14 protein-coding genes are annotated in these 22,172 nt (G+C 45.4%); 6 read left to right on the top strand and 8 right to left on the bottom strand.

What is annotated here, in order from left to right:
- The first annotated feature begins 175 nt into the window (after positions 1-175).
- A complete protein-coding gene (acnB, locus tag M9196_RS01545) occupies positions 176-2,773 on the top strand; it encodes a bifunctional aconitate hydratase 2/2-methylisocitrate dehydratase (RefSeq protein ID WP_250615771.1) in 2,598 nt (865 codons plus the stop codon).
- A gap of 188 nt (positions 2,774-2,961) precedes the next feature.
- On the opposite strand, the gene M9196_RS01540 is transcribed toward acnB, so the two are convergent.
- From M9196_RS01540 to hemL, 4 genes are all read right to left on the bottom strand, one after another.
- Positions 2,962-6,348, bottom strand: coding sequence for a response regulator (locus tag M9196_RS01540; protein WP_250615770.1), 3,387 nt, complete (start codon positions 6,346-6,348; stop codon positions 2,962-2,964).
- Between the two features lie 296 nt (positions 6,349-6,644).
- The gene (gene rsmC, locus M9196_RS01535; protein WP_250615769.1) at positions 6,645-7,667 is read right to left on the bottom strand and encodes a 16S rRNA (guanine(1207)-N(2))-methyltransferase RsmC; all 1,023 of its coding nucleotides are present in this window, start codon (positions 7,665-7,667) and stop codon (positions 6,645-6,647) included.
- Positions 7,668-7,737: 70 nt separating this feature from the next.
- Entirely contained in the window at positions 7,738-8,811 is a 1,074-nt protein-coding gene (locus tag M9196_RS01530) for an AI-2E family transporter (RefSeq protein ID WP_284677061.1), read from the bottom strand.
- 470 nt (positions 8,812-9,281) lie between these two features.
- Positions 9,282-10,574: a glutamate-1-semialdehyde 2,1-aminomutase gene (gene hemL, locus M9196_RS01525; protein WP_250615767.1), complete on the bottom strand. Its 1,293-nt coding sequence runs from the start codon at positions 10,572-10,574 to the stop codon at positions 9,282-9,284.
- A gap of 297 nt (positions 10,575-10,871) precedes the next feature.
- On the opposite strand from hemL, the gene erpA reads away from it, so the two are divergent.
- From erpA to ilvN, 5 genes are all read left to right on the top strand, one after another.
- Positions 10,872-11,213, top strand: coding sequence for an iron-sulfur cluster insertion protein ErpA (gene erpA / locus M9196_RS01520; protein ID WP_250615766.1), 342 nt, complete (start codon positions 10,872-10,874; stop codon positions 11,211-11,213).
- A gap of 236 nt (positions 11,214-11,449) precedes the next feature.
- The gene (locus M9196_RS01515) at positions 11,450-12,562 is read left to right on the top strand and encodes an efflux RND transporter periplasmic adaptor subunit (RefSeq protein ID WP_250615765.1); all 1,113 of its coding nucleotides are present in this window, start codon (positions 11,450-11,452) and stop codon (positions 12,560-12,562) included.
- A 10-nt stretch (positions 12,563-12,572) separates the two neighbouring features.
- The gene (locus tag M9196_RS01510; RefSeq protein WP_250615764.1) at positions 12,573-15,704 is read left to right on the top strand and encodes an efflux RND transporter permease subunit; all 3,132 of its coding nucleotides are present in this window, start codon (positions 12,573-12,575) and stop codon (positions 15,702-15,704) included.
- 430 nt (positions 15,705-16,134) lie between these two features.
- Entirely contained in the window at positions 16,135-17,871 is a 1,737-nt protein-coding gene (locus tag M9196_RS01505) for an acetolactate synthase 3 large subunit (protein WP_250615763.1), read from the top strand.
- A 1-nt stretch (position 17,872) separates the two neighbouring features.
- A complete protein-coding gene (ilvN, locus tag M9196_RS01500) occupies positions 17,873-18,367 on the top strand; it encodes an acetolactate synthase small subunit (RefSeq protein WP_250615762.1) in 495 nt (164 codons plus the stop codon).
- Positions 18,368-18,513: 146 nt separating this feature from the next.
- Here ilvN and M9196_RS01495 read toward each other — a convergent pair whose 3' ends face one another.
- From M9196_RS01495 to M9196_RS01480, 4 genes are read right to left on the bottom strand one after another with little or no spacing between them, the layout of a single operon-like run.
- The gene (locus M9196_RS01495; RefSeq protein ID WP_250615761.1) at positions 18,514-19,221 is read right to left on the bottom strand and encodes a BON domain-containing protein; all 708 of its coding nucleotides are present in this window, start codon (positions 19,219-19,221) and stop codon (positions 18,514-18,516) included.
- Positions 19,211-19,801 carry a phosphoheptose isomerase gene (locus tag M9196_RS01490; protein ID WP_250615760.1) on the bottom strand — a complete coding sequence of 197 codons (591 nt, stop codon included), beginning with the start codon at positions 19,799-19,801 and terminating at the stop codon, positions 19,211-19,213. Before M9196_RS01490 ends, M9196_RS01495 begins: the two co-directional genes overlap by 11 nt.
- Positions 19,802-19,803: 2 nt before the next feature.
- Positions 19,804-20,217, bottom strand: a complete 414-nt coding sequence (locus M9196_RS01485; protein ID WP_250615759.1) for a YraN family protein — start codon at positions 20,215-20,217, stop codon at positions 19,804-19,806.
- Positions 20,195-22,114, bottom strand: a complete 1,920-nt coding sequence (locus M9196_RS01480; RefSeq protein ID WP_250615758.1) for a penicillin-binding protein activator — start codon at positions 22,112-22,114, stop codon at positions 20,195-20,197. Before M9196_RS01480 ends, M9196_RS01485 begins: the two co-directional genes overlap by 23 nt.
- Positions 22,115-22,172: the final 58 nt, after the last annotated feature.

Genomic DNA, 22,172 nt, shown 5'->3' with positions numbered 1-22,172 from the left:
GATAAGATTTTAATTTATCGTTAAATTTGCTATTCTTCGCCCCACAGTTTGGCCTCTCTAATGCTGATCATTAAAGGATTTGATGACGAAAAATGGCGAGGGAGAGCCAAGTTTCCAAGGATGTCCACTCCTAATTCTAATTACTAAGGAGGGACCGCAATGAGAGGAAAAAGTCGTGCTTGAAGCCTACCGTAAACACGTCGCAGAGCGTGCTGCCGAAGGAGTCGTTCCTAGACCCCTAGACGCTGAACAAGTTGCCGGACTTGTTGAGTTATTAAAGAATCCCCCTCAAGGTGAAGAAGAAATCATCCTTGATCTTCTTGAGAACCGTATTCCACCGGGCGTAGATGAGGCTGCTTACGTTAAAGCGGGTTTCCTTACTGCTATTACAAAAGGTGAAGTGGAATCACCACTCGTCAGTCGTGAAAAAGCTGCTCAACTGCTTGGCACCATGCAAGGCGGATATAACATTGAGTCGCTTGTCTCTTTGCTCGATGATGAGGCGCTTGCCCCTATCGCGGTTAAAGCACTTTCTCATACGCTTTTGATGTTTGATGCATTCTACGACGTTGAAGAAAAAGCCAAAGCAGGCAACGATCATGCTAAGCAAGTCATGACGTCGTGGGCAGAAGCCGAATGGTTCCAGTCTAAGCCAAAGTTACAAGAAAAAATTACACTTACCGTTTTTAAAGTGACCGGTGAAACGAATACCGATGACTTATCACCAGCGCCAGACGCGTGGTCTCGTCCGGATATCCCGGTTCACGCGCTCGCGATGCTAAAAAATGCGCGTGAGGGCATTGAACCAGATCAACAAGGTTCTATCGGTCCAATTAAACAAATTGAAGCGCTACAACAAAAAGGCCATCAATTGGTTTACGTTGGCGATGTGGTTGGTACGGGTTCTTCTCGTAAATCAGCTACCAACTCAGTACTTTGGTTCATGGGTGATGATATCCCTAATGTTCCGAATAAACGTGCGGGTGGTTATGTCCTAGGTGGTAAGATTGCGCCTATCTTCTTTAATACTATGGAAGATGCTGGTGCACTGCCAATTGAAGTGGACGTGACGAAGCTGAACATGGGTGATGTGATTGATATTTACCCGTTTGAGGGGAAAGTTTGCGATCACGAAAGTGGTGAGACACTGGCCGAGTTTTCGTTGAAGACAGATGTGCTGATTGATGAAGTACAAGCTGGTGGCCGTATTCCTCTCATTATTGGTCGTGGCTTAACGGACCGTGCTCGTGAAGCACTTGGCATGGCGCCCTCTGAAGTATTCCGTCGCCCTGTTGAAGTGGAAGATACCGGTACTGGCTTTACACTCGCGCAAAAAATGGTGGGTAAAGCTTGTGGCGTAGAAGGTATTCGTCCAGGTACGTATTGTGAGCCTAAGATGACAACGGTTGGATCACAAGATACGACGGGACCAATGACGCGTGATGAGCTCAAAGATCTAGCATGTCTTGGTTTTTCTGCAGACTTAGTGATGCAGTCTTTCTGTCACACCTCAGCTTATCCAAAACCGGTTGATGTGAATACGCACCATACACTGCCAGATTTCATTATGAACCGCGCAGGTGTATCACTACGTCCAGGTGATGGTGTTATCCACTCTTGGTTGAACCGTATGCTGTTGCCAGATACCGTCGGTACGGGTGGTGACTCTCATACGCGTTTCCCACTTGGTATTTCTTTCCCTGCTGGTTCTGGTTTGGTGGCGTTTGCCGCTGCAACGGGTGTGATGCCGCTGGATATGCCTGAATCTATCTTGGTTCGTTTCAAAGGGGATATGCAGCCTGGTATTACATTGCGTGATCTGGTGCATGCGATTCCATACTACGGTATTCAGCAAGGTCTACTGACTGTTGAGAAAGCAGGCAAAATCAATGAGTTCTCAGGTCGTATTCTAGAAATTGAAGGTGTTGAGCATCTATCAGTAGAGCAAGCTTTTGAATTGTCAGATGCGTCAGCAGAGCGAAGCGCTGCGGGTTGTACGGTCAAGCTCTCTAAAGAGTCGATTGAAGAGTACCTTAATTCAAACATCACCATGCTTAAATGGATGATTTCTGAAGGCTACGGTGATCGTCGTACTATTGAACGTCGAATTGTGGCAATGGAAGAGTGGCTAGCAAACCCTGATCTTATGCAGGCGGATAGTGACGCACAATATGCTCACGTTATCGAAATCGATTTGGCGGATATCGACCAGCCAATTCTTTGTGCGCCAAATGACCCAGATGACGCGCGCTTGCTAGCAGATGTTCAAGGTACAGAAATCAATGAGGTCTTTATTGGTTCATGTATGACGAATATTGGTCACTTCCGTGCGGCAGGTAAGCTTCTAGATAAGTTTACTGGTCAGCTAGATACTCGTCTGTGGATTGCACCACCAACGAAAATGGATAAAGACCAGCTAACAGAAGAAGGTTACTACGGTATCTTTGGCCGTGCGGGCGTACGTATTGAAACACCAGGGTGTTCTCTGTGTATGGGTAACCAAGCACGAGTGGCTGACGCTTCAACAGTGATGTCGACATCGACGCGTAACTTCCCTAACCGTTTAGGTACGGGTGCGAATGTTTACTTAGCGTCTGCTGAGCTTTCATCGGTTGGTGCTATTCTCGGTCGTATTCCAAACAAGGAAGAGTACTTAGAGTACATGCAGCAGATTGATGCGACAGCAGCGGATACTTACCGTTATTTGAATTTCCATCTAATGGGTCAGTATACAGAAAAAGCGGATACGGTTATTTTCCAAGAGCCAGCATAAGCGGCTATGAACTAATCGGCTATGAACTAAGCCGCTATGAATCGGGAGAGCTTGCTTTCCCTATCTAGTGGCGCTAGCCGCTTTGGAATAGAACGATACTACTATAAAGCCAGTCTTCAATGTGAAATCGAAGACTGGCTTTTTTTGTTGATCAAGCAAAGTGCTTAGCTAAAATAGCGACGCGAGAACTAACTGGTTAACAACTTTTGCAGTCTGTCTCTACAAGCAATGATGTGGTCACGTTCAGGGCCTTGTTTGTGGCAGTGCTCCAAAATGTACTCCATTGAACTCAATACCGTTCGCCAGCGAGGTGTCTTGGGAAGGGTTTCTACTCGCAAGTATTTATCTAGCGTTCGTGTTTGTAGCGTGCTGCGATCAAGATAAACTCGCCAAAGACCACTTTGCTCGGCAAAAACAAATTTAGATTGTCCGGTGACGTCTTCCCAGTAGGTCAGGGAATTAGTCATCGCTTCTACCAATATTTCTCGCATTAGTTCTGGGCGAGATTTTTGCTCATCGCTGGCTTTATCGGCCAATCGAGTAAACTCACCTCCCAGCTCTTTTAATTCTTGCAGCTTGGCTTTATCGCCTTCAATGGCGTAGCTAGAAAGTGCATCAATGGCGGTTTCTAGGTTTTTAACGCGTGATACATTAGTGTTTTTGCCCTGTTCAAAGATGTAAACACTGCGCAGCCCAGAGCCCTCTGGAAGCGTTAAAATGTCCGCGTTGATGCGTTGTCTGACATCGTCTATGAAGATATCAATATCACCACAATAATGCTCTTGAGATAGATTAATGAATTTGGGCGCAATGATATCGTCCAAACTCGAACGTTTCAGCTGCTCAACATTACGTTTAAATAACGCCGCTGCCGCTTGATTGGCAAATTGGATTTTCAGGTCATTGCGCACGCACAAAATCGCTTCAGGTGCGGTGTCGAGCTGCTCAATGAGTCGCCCTTGTGTTTCTAGTAAGCTGGCTTCGACGAGCGCGCGTTGCTTGAGTTCATATTTAAGGCTTTGGTTTTCAGTTCGTCTCACCTCTGCTTTGCTCGCTTGCAGGTGGGCGGCAATTCTCGCCGCTAGTTCTTGTTTGTTAAATGGCTTGGATAAGTAGTCATTAGCACCAACTTCAAAGCCACGCACGCGGTCTTCTGATTGATTTAGCGCCGTCAGCATAATGATGGGTAGGGCAGCGTGATCGTATTGTTCACGCAGCGTTTCACAGACTTCAAATCCACTCATACCGGGCATCATGATATCAAGCAGTAATAAGTCGGGTTTGTCTTTTTCAATCGTCGCCATCGCTTCTAATCCATCCTTGGCGAGAGTGACTTGATAGCCTTCAAGTCGTAAAAAGCTTTCTAAAATACGCAGGTTAACGGGCTCATCATCTGCAATAAGGATTCTTGGACCATCAGGGTTGTCAGGAAGGGTTTCTTCATCATCGATGGCTAATTCGTTTTGCTCGGTCACTTGATAATGATTAGATTGCGGCACGTAAGACATGGCTTCGACTTCTTTTTGGCTAGCCAATGGAAGCGTGAAGCTGAATGTCGTACCTACATGCGGCTGGCTGCTGACGTAGAGTGAACCGCCCATTAATTCAATGAGCTGTCGGCTGATCGAAAGCCCTAGGCCTGCTCCTTGACGATAGTGGCCTGAATCGTGCCCTGCTTGCACGAGTGGTTCGAAAATATGCTCGAGTTGTTGTGCAGGGATGCCATGACCTGTATCGACAACTTGAACGCGGATATGGTCATCCATCGCGGTTGCTGATAATACGATTTTACCTTCATTGGTGTATTTTATGGCGTTGCCGACTAAGTTATACAGCACTTGTTCCAACCGTTGAGGATCGGCCGATACATAAGGAATAGGCTCTAAAACTTGGTTAATAATTCGGATCTTTTTATTGCCCAAGAGGTGTTGAGATAAGTCGAGAACAAGTTGCGTTGCACTGGTTAGGCTTACTGCAGAGCGCTCTATCGCTAAGCTGCCATAGCGCATTTTGTGATAATCGAGAAGATCATCCACAAGGCTTGCGAGCCTTTGACCACTATTAACAATAATATCTAATTGATAGCGATGATTGGCACCAATTGGCCCGTTGGCACCAGATATCATGGCTTCAGCAATGCCAATCATGCCATGAAGGGGGGTTCTGAGTTCATGGGAGGTAGTCGCAAGAAATTCATCTTTTAGCTTGTTGGCAAGTTGCAGCTCTTCATTCTGTTTTTTGATCACAATGAGGTTTTGCTCTAGCTCTTGGTTTTGGTTTTTAATTAACTCGATTTTATCTTTGATAGAGCGACGCATACGTTCAAAGCTTAGTGCCAATCGCCCAATTTCATCTTTACGGTTCGCGCTTATTATCGAAGGCTCAAGATCGCCTCCTGAAGCTCGCTCGGCCGCCCATGTTAGCTTAAGTAGAGGTGAGGTAATGAAATTGGATAGATAGTGAGAAGCAATCACAACGAGAATGATCGCACTCAACATGGCGATGACAAACAGCTTTTCAAGTTGACGAATACTGGCAAATGCCACGGATTCGGGCGTTTCTGCAACAAGAGCCCATGTGGTGCCCGAGAATTGAACGGGCGCAAAGGCTGCGAGGTATTGATTATTGAGAGTATTACTATAGCTTCCGACTTGAGTTTCCCCTGATAGTGCTTTCTGAATGACTTGTTTGCTTTGGGTAATGCTCTCTTCAGATAGCCCCATCATTTTGGCTTTACCATCATTTCCGACTAACAGAAGGCTGATGTCCGCAGCGCTGCCGCTATTGAGGAGTTTGGTGATGCCTTTAATTGGTAAACGAAATAGTGCGTAACTGTGCAAGTAACCTTGCTGAATGATAGGTGCGCCTAACCAAGCATATTGTTGCTCTCCTTGAGAGGAAAAATCTGAAATGATAACAGGCGTGTATTCTTCGTTATCTTTATGCTTTCTTGTCACTTCTTGATCTAAGGCGGCAAACGTAGAGCCCAATATGGTCGAAGAAAAACGGCCCGTATTGAGGTTAGTGCCATAGTAATCGTGCTTAAACACCGAGTAGGTAACGTTACCGGTTAAGTCGACCAAAACAATATCGTCAAAGTCAGAACGTTTAAGATGTTCTACAAACGCGCGATGGTAGCGCTTGTGAAGCAGCCGGTAACGTTCACTGCCAACATAGCTGCTAGAGTCCGGCATAATAGATGTTTTTACCTGGTCGCCAGATCCACGGATATAGCGCTCTTGAGCATGTTGCTGAGCTTGTTCAATATCATCGCCCAAACGTTGGAATGCGTTAACGATGCCATAAAATCGTCCGCCACTCGCATACGCAAGTTCAGAGCGAACAAAGCCCATCACTTCAGATTTCTGTGCATCAAAGTAATCCAGGACTTGTTGTTTTTTAGTGTCTCGGACCGATACCAAATGTGTAGTACTTTGATCGCGAAGATCTTGGCTGTGTGCATTAAGAAAAAACAGCGAAATGACAGTAAGTGGTGTAATACTAAGCGCCAAAAATGCCAACATGAGTGTATTTTGTAGTCGCTTGAATTTCTGTTTTCTATGCAGCTTGAACATACGTAAGTCTTAGGCCGTTGAGAGTGTGTCTAGAAAGTAAATTAAATCAGCGTCTTGTTATAAAACATCTGACCTTATTAATCTAAATACTTTTTTTACTTTGGCAAGTAAGTTGAATGCAAAGCGTGTTTGGTCACTCACAATTGGTGATGTCGCAACGTGTGATTTATTTCACTGATGTTGTTAATGGGTAAAATAGCGATCAGGTATGGGTTTGTAAGGGGAATTAAGAGAACGTAGCGGCAACATGGGTTGGTATCACACATGCTGCCGCTATAGTTATTTAGAGAATAAAGTTATTTTTCTGCGCGATAAATGATGAACTTACTGTTTTTGTCGAGCGTCTGACAGTGACCAAATTGACGTTCAATGATAGGCGCGTACTTAAGGAAGCTATTCGCAACAATGACGATGTTGCCTGCGGATTTAAGGTGCGTGGGCGCATCGTTTAGCAGTGCTTCCGTTGCAGAATAGCTGGTGTCTAGACCTGCATGGAATGGTGGATTGCTAACGATGAACTGAAAATCTGATGGCAGATCCGAATAGACATCAGACGCCAAAACATCACCCTTTAAGCCATTCGCCAGTAAGGTCTGTTTACTTGACTCAATCGCAAACGCATTGATGTCACACATTTGCAGGGAAATGTCTGGGTAGCGCAGTGCCATGAAAGCGCCCAGTACGCCCGCACCACAGCCAAAGTCTAAGACCTTACCATGCAGTGGTGGCAAATTATTAAGTAGCAACTGGCTGCCTAAATCAAACTCCCCATGACTAAAGACGCCAGGCAGACTTTTCACTACCAATTGTTGGCCGTCCAGCTCGACAGGGTAGGATTTAAACCACGATTGTAAATCAAACGATGCTAGTGGCGTTTGGCATTGCCCCCAATAAAATGAGCAACGACGTGCTGAGTCGTATTTTTTTATCAGGCCGTAAGGCGCAAACATTTTCTCGACGCTTTTTACTCCCGAGCGATTTTCACCGACCACGACGATTTCGGTATTCTGACCGAGCTTGGCTAACGACATTTCTAATAGCATCTGAGCTTCTGCTTTGGCCTTTGGCCAATACATTAAGATCATATCCGCGTCGATAGTTTCAGGTAAATCTGCACCAAAGTGACAGCTAATTCGCTCGGAACTATGTAACTGTCGATAGGTGCAGTAATTGCTGGTAAATACGGTGACTTTGTCGCAATTTTTGCTCAAATCAATAGGGAACTGGTCTTCAATTTCACCGATGACCAGCACACGTTTTCCTGCGAAGTACTCAATCTGTCTTTCGGCAATCTGGCTAGGAGCGATGTAATGCGACATGAACGTCATCTCTTGGAAACGGAAAAAAGGGAGGGGATTCTCTCACAAACCCCCGGACTTAAAAAGTATTCTAGCTGTTATCTTGGCTATCTAAAAAGTCCTTAAACTCTTCTTCATACATATTGAAAAGTACGATAGTGATAGCAAAAATGATCGGGCCATAAATCAGGCCAATCAGACCAAATAAGTGAATACCGCCAAGCAGAGAGAAGAAAATCATCAATGTATTCATACCGGCACTGCCTTGCATGAGTAGAGGTCTTAATACGTTATCGATAGAGCCCACAACCGCAATGCTCCAAATCGCTAGAAATAGGGCCCATTGAGTTTCGCCAGTTATTAATAAATACGCCGTGGCTGGAATCCAAATTAATGCGGTTCCGACGATCGGGATAAATGACGCAAAGCCCATCATTGTTCCCCAAAATAGACCAGGGAACCCGGCAACCCACATACCAAACCCACCCGCAGCACCTTGTGCGATTGCGGTTAAAAAAGAGCCCATGACAGCCGATTTCGATACTTTTTCAATCTCGTTCAATAAGCGATCTTCTTGACTGCGGGAAAAGGGCAAAATATGGCGAATGGCAGCGATGATCTTATCGTGATCACGCAGTAGGAAGAACAGCACAAACAGCATTAAGAAAAAATTCATTAGGAAGCTGGTGGCGTCGCCTAGTATTTTTGCACTGATCGCCACCAGGTTTGAACCAAGTGAGGTCGCAAATTCAGCGGCCTTTTTGGCAATATCTTGTGGATCGATCTTATCAAAGGGCAGATAGTCATTAATGAAAGAAAGCCCTTTAACGACCCAAGGGTGAGCAAACACTTCTTGAATACCACCGCCAGTTACCCAGTGATACATATTTTGTGAAAACACCGACCCTTGTTGCACGATGGCGCTAAACACCAGCAGCAATGGCATGACAATAATAAAGGTCAGAATGACGCATGATAACAAGGCAACAATGTTTTTATGTTTTGGCAGCTTGTTCTCTAGCCACTCATGGATAGGGAACATCAACAGTGACAAAATAAACGCCATGACGATTGAATTAATATAAGGCTCGACGAGCAAGTAACAGGCAAAGCCAGTTAAAAGCAGGGCAATGATGAGCACCCAATGACTTGCTGTAACGTTCATTTTCGTTTTCACGAGTGATCCTTTTTGACTATATCGGCTGCGAAATCTGCATGCGATAAGATGATGAGCGATAGTGGTTATTTTTCTACGTCGTTGCTTTTTTTTATTTACGCGACGAAGCGCCATCGCAACGGGGTTCTTGTCAATGTATTGCTGGTTAACGGCTACTAGTAAACTAAGTAATCAAATACGGTGACCAATTGAGCATATAATGGACGTAAAATATGGAGTGATCAATTTTAATTGGTATTTAATACTGTGATTAGAGGGAGATTTATGGGGTGCTGCAACGGAAAAAAAACGTGTCAGTCAGAGGTTAGGGTTAAGCGAAAAATTCCTTGGTTCTGGCTCATGATATCAGCCATCGTGTTATTGGCGGCCTTTCACTGGCAGGCGTAAAAAAAGGGCTGATATTTCAGCCCTTAATGTCATGACTCATAATTTTCTACTGTACTCAGTAATACTGAAAATTACGCTTCTTTAGCCAGCATCGCAAAACAGCGATCAGCGGCTTCTAATGTCGCGTCGATCTCTTTCGAGCCGTGAGCAAGAGATAGGAAGCTAGCTTCAAATGCTGATGGTGCAAGGTATACACCGTGATCGAGCATTAGATGGAAGAAACGCTTAAAGCGCTCAACATCACACTTAGCGACGTCTTCGTAACAAGTAATACGTTCTTGGTCAGTAAAGAAGAAGCCAAACATACCGCCGACTTGGTTTACAACCATTGGAATACCATGTTCATCAGCAAGGTTTTTAAAGCCATCAGCAAGCTGCTTAGTCTTATAAGCTAGGCGTTTTTCGTTGCCCTCTTCAGACAATAGCGTAAGGCAGGCATAACCTGCTGCCATTGCGATAGGGTTACCTGAGAGTGTTCCTGCTTGATAAACTGGACCAGTAGGAGCAACGTATTGCATGACTTCTTTACGGCCACCAAACGCACCAACAGGCATGCCGCCACCAATGATTTTACCTAGTGTCGTTAAATCTGGCTTGATGTTGTAATACGCTTGAGCACCACCTTGCGCGACGCGGAAACCCGTCATAACTTCGTCGAAGATAAGCAATGCGCCTTCTTCATCACAAATTTGACGAAGTCCTTCGTGGAAACCTTCCACCGGTGGGATGCAGTTCATGTTGCCAGCAACTGGCTCAACAATAATGCAGGAAATTTCACCTTTGTTCGCAGCAAAAAGCGCTTTAACAGATTCAAGATCGTTAAAACGAGCCGTCAGAGTGTATTTTGCAAAGTCAGCGGGTACGCCAGGAGAGCTTGGTTGGCCAAGTGTTAGCGCGCCAGAACCCGCTTTAACAAGCAAGCTGTCGGCATGGCCGTGGTAACAACCTTCAAATTTCATGATTTTGTCGCGGCCAGTGTAGCCACGAGCAAGACGAATCGCGCTCATGGTTGCTTCGGTTCCGGAGCTCACCATACGCAGTTGTTCCATAGAAGGAACCAGCTTGCGCACAAGTTCAGCCATGTTGATTTCCATTTCGGTAGGCGCACCAAAACTAAGGCCTCGTTGTGCGGCATCAATAACGGCTTCACGGATTACGGCATGGTTGTGACCTAAGATCATCGGTCCCCAAGAACCTACGTAGTCAATGTACGCTTTACCATCAGCATCAAAAATCAAAGGGCCATCGGCACGCTCAACAAAAATAGGTGAACCACCTACACCGTTGAAGGCACGAACGGGCGAGTTTACACCGCCAGGGATAGTCTCTTGCGCTTTCTGATACAGCTCTGCTGATTTGGTCATGGAGAATTCCTCTTTGCTTATTCGGACCAAGTGAGCAGCATTGTACATACCCTCACAAAATCTAGTAGTGTTTTGAGCACATTTTCGGAAATTGCACCCTGATATAACAGTAATGTTAAATTGCGTCTGCCTAATACTTGAACGAAGCAGTCAGGTATTAGATAATCCCCCGTAATACAATTAATACTATTTGTTTACTCATCATTTCGGTGAGTCGTTTTTATCTTCGTAGGGGATGCGAGTCACTGGTTATCAGTGGTGCGCTTGAATTGCGAATGAGTAGCAAGAGAGGTTCCCATGAGTGATGCAGCTATTCCTTTAAATTTTTCCGATGCCGCGGCAACGCGAGTGAACACATTAATTTCAGAAGAAGAAAATCCTGAGCTGAAACTACGCGTCTACATTACGGGTGGCGGTTGCAGTGGCTTTCAATATGGTTTTACCTTTGACGAAGCTGTTAATGATGGTGACACCACGATTGAAAAGTGTGGCGTGACCCTGGTGGTAGATCCAATGAGCCTACAATATTTAATTGGTGGCACGGTTGATTATACCGAAGGGCTAGAAGGAGCAAGGTTCTTTATTGATAACCCCAATGCTACGACGACATGTGGTTGTGGCGCTTCGTTTAGCGTTTAAGTTAACCCGTAAGAAAGAGGCGAATGAGAAGTTCGCCTCTTTTTTTTACTGCGCAGATAACAAAAATGAATAAAACAAGGTAGTGTTACTGCTCTACTCATCCCCTCTCTAGGTACAGGGCGTGCTGAAACATTGAATCGAAGGATGTTATTCAAGTTTCAGTACTTTTATGAGCTGTTCTCCTATCGGAAGCGCTCAGTGAGCCACAACCGCACGAGCATTATAAGGATATCACTATGCCAACCATGCAGCCTGGCAGCTTTTTCTCAAAACGTCCCTGGCTTATTTCTCTATTATTTATCATTGGGCTCGCCGTTTGGCTTGGCCTCGGTGCGTTACGAGCGGAAGAGAGCTCTCAGTCTACGGCACCAGAAGCTGCACCACTTGCAAGGGTCGTGTTTCAATCATTCGTCGCTGAAAGTATTGATAAGAAAATCGAATTATACGGTCGAACGGCGCCGGATAGAACCGCTAAGCTTGGGGCTGAAATCGCTGGGAAAATCATTGGACTAAGCGTTAAAAAGGGCGACCGTGTTAAGGCCGGTCAAGCCATAGCGCAAATCGATAAAGGTGATCTTGCTATTCAACTGGAACGAGCTCAAGCCATGCTGAATGTTCGTCAACAAGAGTTCAATGCATCTAAATCTTTAAAGAGTCGTGGACTGCAAGGTGAAGTTGCTTATTCGACCGCCGCGGCCAATTATACTGAAGCAAAAGCGATGGTCAGCGCGGCAAAATTAGCCCTGCGTAATACCATAGTTAAAGCACCTTTTACCGGTATTGTTGACCAAATTGATATTGAATTAGGCGATTTTGTCTCCATTGGTGATCCGGTTGCCATGATGATTGATTTGAATGTTCTGGTGATAGAAGCGGACGTAAGTGAGCGTCACATCCAAAACCTATCAGTGAACCAACCTGCAACGGTGCGTTTTATTGATGGTACACCAGTAACCGGCAAGCTTCGTTATATCTCTCGTGTCTCTTCTGCAACAACGAATACTTTTCCCATTGAAATAGAAGTGCCGAATCCAGAAGAACGAATCTCTGCAGGGGTCAGTGCAGAAGTTGAGCTGGCGCTTGAGAAGAATGTTGCAATAAAAATAACCCCGACAATGTTGGCTTTAGATGAGCGTGGCAACCTCGGTGTTAAAACGCTTCAGAGTAAAAAAGTGGTGTTTGTACCTATCCAACTCGTCAAAGCAGAACAAGATGGTGTCTGGCTTACCGGGCTTGGCGATCGAGTGGATATCATCGTTTTAGGGCAAGGTTTTGTTCGTGATGGTGACGCAGTAGACGCGATCAGTGTAGAGCAGGCAAATAAAATAGCTGATCAAGCTAAGCAGTAGGAGAAGACGCATGAATGCTTTAATTGATGCGGCATTGTCTCGCTCTCGAACGATGATCAGTTTGCTGGTTTTAATTTTAATTGCAGGGGTGGTGACATATAACACCATTCCTAAAGAGTCGAGCCCAGATATCACTATTCCTATCATTTATGTATCGGTAGGGCACCAAGGGATCTCCCCGGATGATAGTGAGCGTTTGTTAGTCCGCCCGTTGGAAAAAGAACTACGTTCAATTGAAGGCGTGAAAGAAATGACGGCAACGGCGTCTGAGGGGCATGCGTCAGTAACGCTGGAATTTAATGTTGGCGTTGATTTAACTCAAGCTATGGCGGATGTGCGTGATGCTGTCGATTTGGCGAAACCAAAGTTGCCTGATGATAGTGATGAGCCAACTGTTAATGAAGTAACCTTTGCTTCTCAGCAGCCGGTTTTGTCGGTGGTTTTATATGGAACTGTGCCGGAACGCACGATTGTTCAAATAGCCCGTCAACTGCGTGACAAACTAGAAAGCTATCGACAAGTATTGGAAGTCGATATTGCCGGTGATCGCGATGATATTGTCGAAATCGTCGTTGATCCATTACTAATGGAAAGCTATGGCTTAGATCAAGGTGATATTTATAACCTGATTGCACTGAATAACCGAGTGGTTGCCGCTGGATTTGTTGATACGGGCTATGGACGTTTTTCGGTAAAAGTCCCATCGGTGTTCGAAACCCTCAAAGATGTCCTAGAGCTACCCGTTAAAGTGGATGGCAAGCAGGTGATCACCTTCGGGGATGTGGCGACCGTTCGTCGTGCATTTCGTGACCCTGATAGTTTTGCACGTCTCGATGGGCAATCTGCCGTCGTACTTGATGTGAAAAAACGAGCCGGTGAAAATATTATCGAGACAGTTGCTTTGGTAAAAGAGGTGATGCATCAAGCGTCGCTGCTTCCAGAGTGGCCTAATAACCTTCAGGTTAAATACACTAAAGACGAATCGAAAGACGTTAAGATCATGCTTAATGATCTACAAAACAATGTGCTATCGGCGATTATTCTCGTGGTGATTGTGATTATTGCCATTCTCGGTGTTCGAACTGCAATGCTGGTTGGGGTGTCGATTCCCGGTTCGTTTTTGACGGGTTTATTGGTGCTGTCAGTATTTGGCTTGACCGTCAATATTATCGTGTTGTTCTCGCTAATTATGGCGGTTGGCATGTTGGTTGACGGCGCGATAGTGGTCACCGAGTTTGCGGATAGGCGAATGCAAGAAGGTACGCCAAGAAAGCAAGCTTACGCCGATGCCGCTAAGCGCATGGCATGGCCGATCACCGCCTCAACCGCGACCACGCTCGCCGCTTTCGCACCATTATTGTTTTGGCCAGACACGACTGGCGAGTTTATGAAGTTTTTGCCACTGACTTTAATTGCGACCTTAACGGCTTCATTGGTCATGGCGTTGCTATTTGTACCTGTCCTTGGCGGGCTGTTTGGAAAGCCACAATATGTGTCTAGTGCACAACAAGCTAAAATGGTGGCTCTGCATGACGGCGATTTTGACAAGGCAACGGGTATCACCAAGCTTTATTACCACACGCTAGCGATAGCGATTGTGCATCCACTGAAAATCTTACTATTGGCGATCTTAATTGCGATTGGTGTTGGCGCGGCTTACAACAAAGCGGGTTTAGGCGCTGAATTTTTCCCAGAGGTGGATCCGCCATACTTTAACGTCAAAGTTCGCTCTCATGGTGACTTATCGATTAATGAAAAAGATGAGGTCATGAGAGTGGTTGAGAAGGTGATGCTCAATCATGATGAGTTCGAAAGTGTTTACACGAAAACCGGAGGGAAAAGTGAGATTGGTAATATCCAAATTACGCCGGTTGATTGGCAGGACCGTCGCCGAGTTAATGTCATTATTGAAGAGTTAAAACAAACGACAAACCAGTTTGCTGGAGTCGAGATCGAGTACAAATTCCCGGATGCTGGACCTCCCGTAGAACATGATTTAGTCATTGAACTGTCTGCCCGTTTCCCTGAGCGTCTTGATGAGGCAGCGAAGGTGATTCGACGTTGGGCTGACAGCAACGCCAAGCTCACCAACATTAGTGATTCATCCAGTAAACCTGGCATTGATTGGCAGATAGATATCCGTCGAGATGATGCTGCGCGATTTGGTGCTGATGCGAGTTTAGTCGGTAACACAGTTCAGTTTGTGACGAATGGGCTGAAAATTGGTGGCTACCTCCCGGATGACTCGTCAGAAGAAGTCGATATTTTGGTTCGGTTCCCCAGTGACAAGCGCGATATTGGTCGGTTTGATGAATTACGAGTCAAGACACCTGCTGGCTTGATACCGATTACCAATTTTGCTGAAATCACTCCTCAGCATAAGCAAGATACCATTGAGCGTTTAGATGGCATTCGCATCATAAACGTCAAAGCAGACATGGCTGAAGGTTACAACCTTGCAATCGAACTTCCGGACTTTCAGCAATCGCTTGATGCACTCGAACTTCCGCCTGGAATTGATGTACGAATACGAGGACAAAATGAAGAGCAAAAGAACTCGTCAGAGTTTTTACAAACTGCATTTTTAGTGGCATTGGCGGTGATGGCGTTGATTCTAATTACGCAATTTAACAGTTTCTATCAGGCGTTTTTGATTCTGAGTGCGGTGATATTTTCTACGGTAGGCGTGTTTGCGGGGCTGCTGATTTTCCAGCGTCCTTTTGGCATTATTATGTCCGGCATTGGCGTGATCGCCTTGGCTGGTATTGTGGTGAACAACAATATCGTTTTGATAGATACATACAATCAGTTGTTAAAACGTGGGCTAGATAAACGAGATGCGATACTAAGGACTGGTGTTCAGCGTTTAAGGCCTGTGATGTTGACAACGGTCACGACGATATTGGGGTTGATGCCAATGGTTTTGGAAATGAATATCGACCTTATCAACCAAAAAATTGAGTTTGGGGCGCCAAGTACTCAATGGTGGTCACAGTTAGCGACTGCGATTGCTGGTGGTCTGGCCTTCGCGACAGTCTTAACCCTGGTGCTTACCCCTTGTTTGCTAATGTTAGGGAGAAGCCCCCACGAGACGAAAGTGAAGAGAAAGCGTCGCTGGCGCTTTTGGCAAAAAAGTACATAAATAACCATTTTTTCTCAACATTATAATTAAGGCCCCGAAAGGGGCCTTTTTTAATGCCATGAAAAGATGAATAAGTTGGCTTTCATCGTTAGTGCTAATAGATTTTTCTACCTCAAGCAGGTGGCTGTAAGTTTTTTATTCTGAACTTTAAAACTAGTTGAGATTATCTGCCGGTTTGGGCGTTTAATTCGTCACAATTTATTGCAAATGGTAGGGAATAGAGAAGAGTGTCTTTTTTGCGATCAAAACAAGGTTAGACCTTGTGATAATAAAGCGTTACAGTTGTTGCGTAAACGGTGTGCTTGTTATGACTGGTACAGCGACATAGCCGAAAAGTGAGTGATTTCGATTAGGCTACGAATAAGCCCTAACTATGTAAGACCAGCTCCACAAACTATTTGTTTGTTGAGATAACTGGTAAGGAGAAAATATGCAAAATCCAACCCCAGACATGTTATCTGGCGCTGAAATGATCGTTCAGTCTTTGATCGATGAAGGCGTACAGCAAATCTTTGGCTACCCTGGTGGCTCTGTACTTGATATCTATGATGCCCTTCATCAAAAACAAGAAGATATTCAACACGTATTAGTTCGACATGAACAAGCGGCGACGCATATGGCTGATGGCTATGCGCGAGCCACTGGCAAGCCAGGTGTCGTACTGGTCTGTTCAGGTCCAGGTGCGACGAATACCATTACCGGTATTGCGACTGCTTATATGGACTCGATTCCAATGGTCGTGTTGTCTGGTAACGTACCTAATAATCTTATTGGTAATGACGCATTCCAAGAGTGTGACATGGTGGGTGTTTCTCGCCCTGTTGTTAAACACAGCTTTTTGCTTAAACGCGCAGAAGACATTGCCGATACGATAAAGAAAGCTTTTTACATTGCGTCAACAGGACGTCCCGGCCCTGTGGTAGTTGATATCCCTAAAGACGTAATGAATCCTCAAATTAAATTCCCTTATGAATACCCAGAGACGGTTGCATTGCGTTCATATAACCCAACAACATCGGGTCATAAAGGGCAAATCAAGAAAGCGCTCAAAGCGATTTTAGAAGCGAAAAAACCGGTGCTTTATATTGGTGGTGGCGCGGTGATGGCCGAAGCTGATCAACAGATTGCTAAGTTTGCTGAGACCTTAAATCTGCCGGTAGTGAGCACCTTAATGGGACTAGGGGCATTTCCTGGTACCCATAAAAACGCGCTTGGCATGCTTGGCATGCACGGCACGTATGAAGCCAACATGGCGATGCACGATGCAGACCTTATTTTTGGCGTTGGCGTTCGTTTCGATGATCGTACTACCAACAATTTAGAGAAGTATTGTCCGAACGCTAAAGTGGTACATATTGATATTGACCCATCTTCTATATCGAAAAATGTGCCAGCGGATCTGCCTATTGTTGGCTCGGCGGATGTGGTACTCGATGGCATGTTGAAATTGCTGATCGATCAAGGTGGCAGCAATGACACGCAAGCTCTTGATGCTTGGTGGACAGACATTGAAAGTTGGCGAGATCGTCAATGCTTGAGCTATGAAACGTCAGAAGAAAAAATCAAACCGCAACAAGTCATTGAGGTGCTGCATAAGTTAACGGGTGGCGACGCCTATGTAGCATCGGATGTCGGGCAACATCAAATGTTTGCCGCGCTTTACTACCCATTCAATAAGCCAAGAAGGTGGATCAACTCTGGTGGTCTTGGCACGATGGGCTTTGGTTTCCCTGCTGCAATGGGCGTGAAGTTTGCTTACCCAGAGGAAGAAGTGGTTTGTGTGACGGGAGATGGCAGTATTCAGATGAATATTCAAGAGTTGTCGACGGCCATGCAATACGACATTCCGGTTAAAATTATTAACTTGAATAACCGCTTCTTGGGCATGGTAAAGCAATGGCAAGATATTATTTATCAAGGTCGCCATTCTAATTCATACATGAGTTCGGTTCCCGATTTTGCGGCTATTGCTGAGGCGTACGGTCATGTTGGTATTCGTATTTCTCACCCAAATGAGCTTGAAGAAGGGCTGAAAAAGGCTCTGTCGATGAAAGATCGTCTGGTTTTTGTTGATATCAATGTCGATGAAACAGAGCATGTCTACCCAATGCAAATTAAAGGTGAAGGCATGGATAAAATGTGGTTGAGCAAGACGGAGAGAACTTAATATGAAGCACATTATTTCACTACTAATGGAAAACCAACCAGGTTCACTATCTCGTGTGGTTGGCTTGTTCTCTCAACGTGGTTACAACATTGAATCTTTGAATGTATCGCCGACAGAGGACGAAACCTTGTCTCGTCTTAACATCACGACGGCATCAAGCGAAATGCAATTGGAGCAAATTCAAAAGCAGCTACATAAATTGATTGATGTCTTGAAAGTGCAAGAAGTCACGGCAGTTGAGCACATCGAGCGTGAATTGATGATGGTCAAAGTCAAAGCCAGTGGCTTTGCACGCGCTGAAGTTAAGCGTACGGCCGATATTTTCCGCGGGCAAATTGTGGATGTCACCGCATCACAATATACGGTGCAGTTGGCAGGAACCAGTGAAAAGCTTGATGCGTTCCTTACCGCGTTATCTGAAGTCACGGATGTGGTAGAAGTGGCGAGAAGCGGCATTGTTGGTATTGCGCGTGGCGAGAGAGCACTAAAGGCTTAACTCTTAACTCTTAACTTTATCTTGCTGTAGCGCCTTTCAATCGCACTCAAACACAGCAAGACGCAGTCCAATAAAAAACCAGCCTGTAAATAATAGGCTGGTTTTTTTATGCGTGATGACGAATTTAAGTCGGTAGTGGTTGAACGTTAGCCTTCCACTTCTACGAAAGGTGCTGGCTCTTCAATAATCGGGCGCATCGGTTCTTCCTCTGCAGTAACCGGTGCTGAGTCGACACTTTGTTGAGTGTTGCTCTCTTTTTTCGGTTCTGCTTCTGCTTCAGTATTAAGTTTCTCTTGTGTCTCACTGAATTGGAAAGCACGAATAACCTGAGATACGCCGGATATATTACGCGCTATATCCGTGGCGATATCGGCGTGTTCTTTGGAGACATACCCGAGTAAAAACACTTCTTTGTTTTCAGTGATGACTTTTATTTTAACGCCATTAAGACGATCATCCGTCAATAATGCTGACTTCACTTTTGTTGTTAACCAGCTGTCATTACTCATTTGGGTAAAGCCAAGTGGGCTATTAATTCGGACTTGATTGTAAACACGCTTTACTCCATCAATCCCAGATACGCGTTCATTAAGTGTGTTTCGTAACTCTTCGGTTTGAGCTTGGCCCATTAATACCACGGTGCCACGTTGTGAACTCGCAACGACGCGAACTTTGCCAACGAATGGGGCTTTGTTGGTCATTCCCGCCACTTCTGATTCTAATGCGCTGTCATTCCATAGTTCTTTAGCTGATCGGGTATCGGTAACTTCAAACAATCCAGCACAACCAGAGAGTGCTAAGCTCATCGCTAGTAAAGCGACGGTTTTGTATATTTTCATAGCGTTATTCTTCATGAGCAGGGAATAGAACCTGATCGATAAGATCGCACAGGCAATGAAGGGTGACCATATGGACTTCATGAATTCGAGAAGTGCGGTGAGAAGGAATACGGATCTCTACGTCATTTTCGCCCAGTAGCCCGGCCATTTCGCCGCCGTCTTTCCCGGTGAAAGCGATAATCGTCATGTCTCGGGTCACTGCCGCTTCCATTGCCTTTAGGACATTTTTACTATTACCGCTGGTAGAAATGGCAAGTAAAATATCATCAGTTTGGCCGAAAGCGCGCACTTGCTTGGCGTAAATATCTTCAAAATTATAGTCGTTGGCGACGGCTGTCATTGTGGTGTTGTCGGTTGTCAGTGCCATCGCTGGCAGGCTTGGTCGCTCGGTTTCAAAGCGGTTAAGTAAACACGAAACAAATTGCTGGGCATTGACGGCAGATCCCCCGTTGCCGCAACAAAGAATTTTATTGCCATTAAGCAGGGTGGCGACCATCGCTTGTGCAGCGTGGGTGATGACGTCTGGCAGCGCTTCTGCTGCTGCAATTTGAATCTGAATGCTTTCAGTAAAGCTTTCTTTAATGCTATCGCGCATGGTTATCCTTGAGTAATCGCGTTTTTTATCCAGTCAATGTCTTCACCATTGTTATGAATGGCGACGACATCAAATCGAAATTCAGTATCGTAAGGTGACAAGCCGTTTTTCATCAGCCAAACCATGGCTGCTTTTTGTAGTTTTTTCGCTTTGGATGCTGTGACCATCTCTTGCGCATGGCCATATTGACGGCTTTTTCGGTATTTTACCTCAACAAAGACAAGGCATGTAGCATCTTGCATGACGAGATCGAGTTCACCACACTTTACCGTGTAGTTTTTTGTCAGCGTATTTAGGCCATGTTTGCCCAAATACGCTTGTGCTAGGTCTTCGTAATGCTGACCTATCTGTCGTTTGTTCTTTGGAGCGTTTTGCTCGATACTTGCCCGGGTTTTATTCCACAGTTGGCGTATCATTTTGTTCCAATGCACCGCTTTCATCGGTGTTATTTACGTTAGTGGCGTTATCAGTCGCCTCCTCAGGCGCATCAGTGGTTTGGGATTTAGCTTGCCCATGAACACCCCATGCAATTTGTCGTTGAACCACACAGTTACCATCGATCGAAAGGGTACCGGTTTGACCATCGACGGAGTACCCCTCTACGGCTTTAAGTTGTGGCAGTTCTTTGGTTAGAGCGTAGGCGTCCATCCCCAATGCCTGTAAGCGTTTCTCTGCGTTGGAGCTCTTTGGCCAAAATTTGGTCATTTGGGCGTCAAGCTGTTCATCTTCTTCAATGAGCATCGGAATGTCACTATACACAACGCCGGTGAGGTCTTCATATTGTCGCTTACTAGAATTGCTGTGAGAATCGGCAAACAATTTCGGCTGATTTGCATCTGGGTTAATGGCAACTTCGATAAAGGGCTTGATCAGCGTAAGATCGGCGCCGTTAGCCACAATATAAACTGAGTCAATATCGCGGCGACTTCTTGGTTGATTTTCTAACTTAAGACCCGTGAGGGTTTCCATTTGTGCAATTCGTTGTTGGCTGTCTTGCAGACCAAAGACGTTGTTAATGGTTTTTTGCAACTGGGCACGATTGCTGTATTGGGCGACGGCAATATTATTGGTACTTAGTTTGCTCCACTCTTCCTCGAAAGCTTTTACTACGCGGTTTCCAAGGCTACTTTTAGGAGCCAAAATCAGTGGGTAGGCATAGTTTTCTTGCGCGAGATGTTTTGCCGCCTGTGAGACTTCTTGCTCAGGAGACAAGGTTAAATAGCACATCGACTGACTGGGTTCGATAACGGTTGGGATATTCAGCGCAAGAGCTGGGATCGGTGTGTCTGTCGCTAGTTGTGCTTGCTGCAATTTTTCGACATTATCTTTGATAAGTGGACCGACAATGAAGTCGACATCATTGGCAATGAGTCGAGCCTTGATTTCAGCTGGTGTTGCTTCGTTGGTATCGATGACAGTGAAGGTTGCGTCAGGATCGCGTTGTTCATCATCCATGGTCGCCATCATGAAGCCATCACGAACTAATTGCGCTTGTTTAGCGTACTTACCCGTCAACGGTAGCAATAGCGCTGTACTATGCGGTGTAGAAATCTCGAGGCTCAAAATATCATAGATGCTTTGTGGCGTATAAAGTGCAGCCGGATGGTTGTTATTTTCCGCAAGCCATTTTTCTAGCGTATTTTGCAACTGAGGTAAGCTGCTCCCAAGCGCCTTCATGTAGCTGGCAAGTTGTACCCAACCATCAAGGATGTCTTCCTCTGGTTTGATGGTTAGCTGCGACAACTGCTCGGCTGAGTATTGATTAAGGTTCTGCCAAATATTGTCGTTAATGTTTTGCTGCTGCTCACGCGGTGCAAAACCTGACATAGCAATATATTCACGACTTGACTCTACGTAGTCGCCCATGATGGCTAAGCTTTGGCCGCGCAAATTGTGATACTGCATCCATTGCTGCTGTGGTAAAGGCCACTCTACTGGTAGGTTAAGCCCTAAGTAAGCCTCTTGTGCTTTACCTTGAGCAAGACTTAGTTCAGCGCGAGCCAATTGCCATTCTGCTTGTTGAATGGTGCTCAAGTTTTGCTTGGCTAGACGGTTAGACAAACGCTGGGCTTGGTCGTAGTTGCCTTCTTGGATTGACGCTTTAAAGGCAAGGATGAGCCACTCGTTGGCAAAACCACCCTGATCGCTATCGGCACGCATTAAATACGTTTCAGAAGAGGCGGTAGGAGCCATTGTGATATCAACACTGGTCGGCGCGCTTGGTTGCGTAGAACATGCGGCAATGGACAGAGCCAGTGCGATGGGTGTTAGCAGGCGCGTTACACTATTTTTTTTACGGTTCATCATTGCCATGAGCTCTTTAATCACTATTCGTGTAAAATCATTATATTAATCGTTGAAGTGATGGTAA

The sequence above is a fragment of the Vibrio methylphosphonaticus genome, assembly GCF_023634655.1.
In the GTDB taxonomy this organism is placed as follows: Bacteria; Pseudomonadota; Gammaproteobacteria; order Enterobacterales; family Vibrionaceae; genus Vibrio; species Vibrio methylphosphonaticus.
Note: the sequence above shows the minus strand (reverse complement) of the source record. Positions and strands in the feature narration are given on the sequence as shown.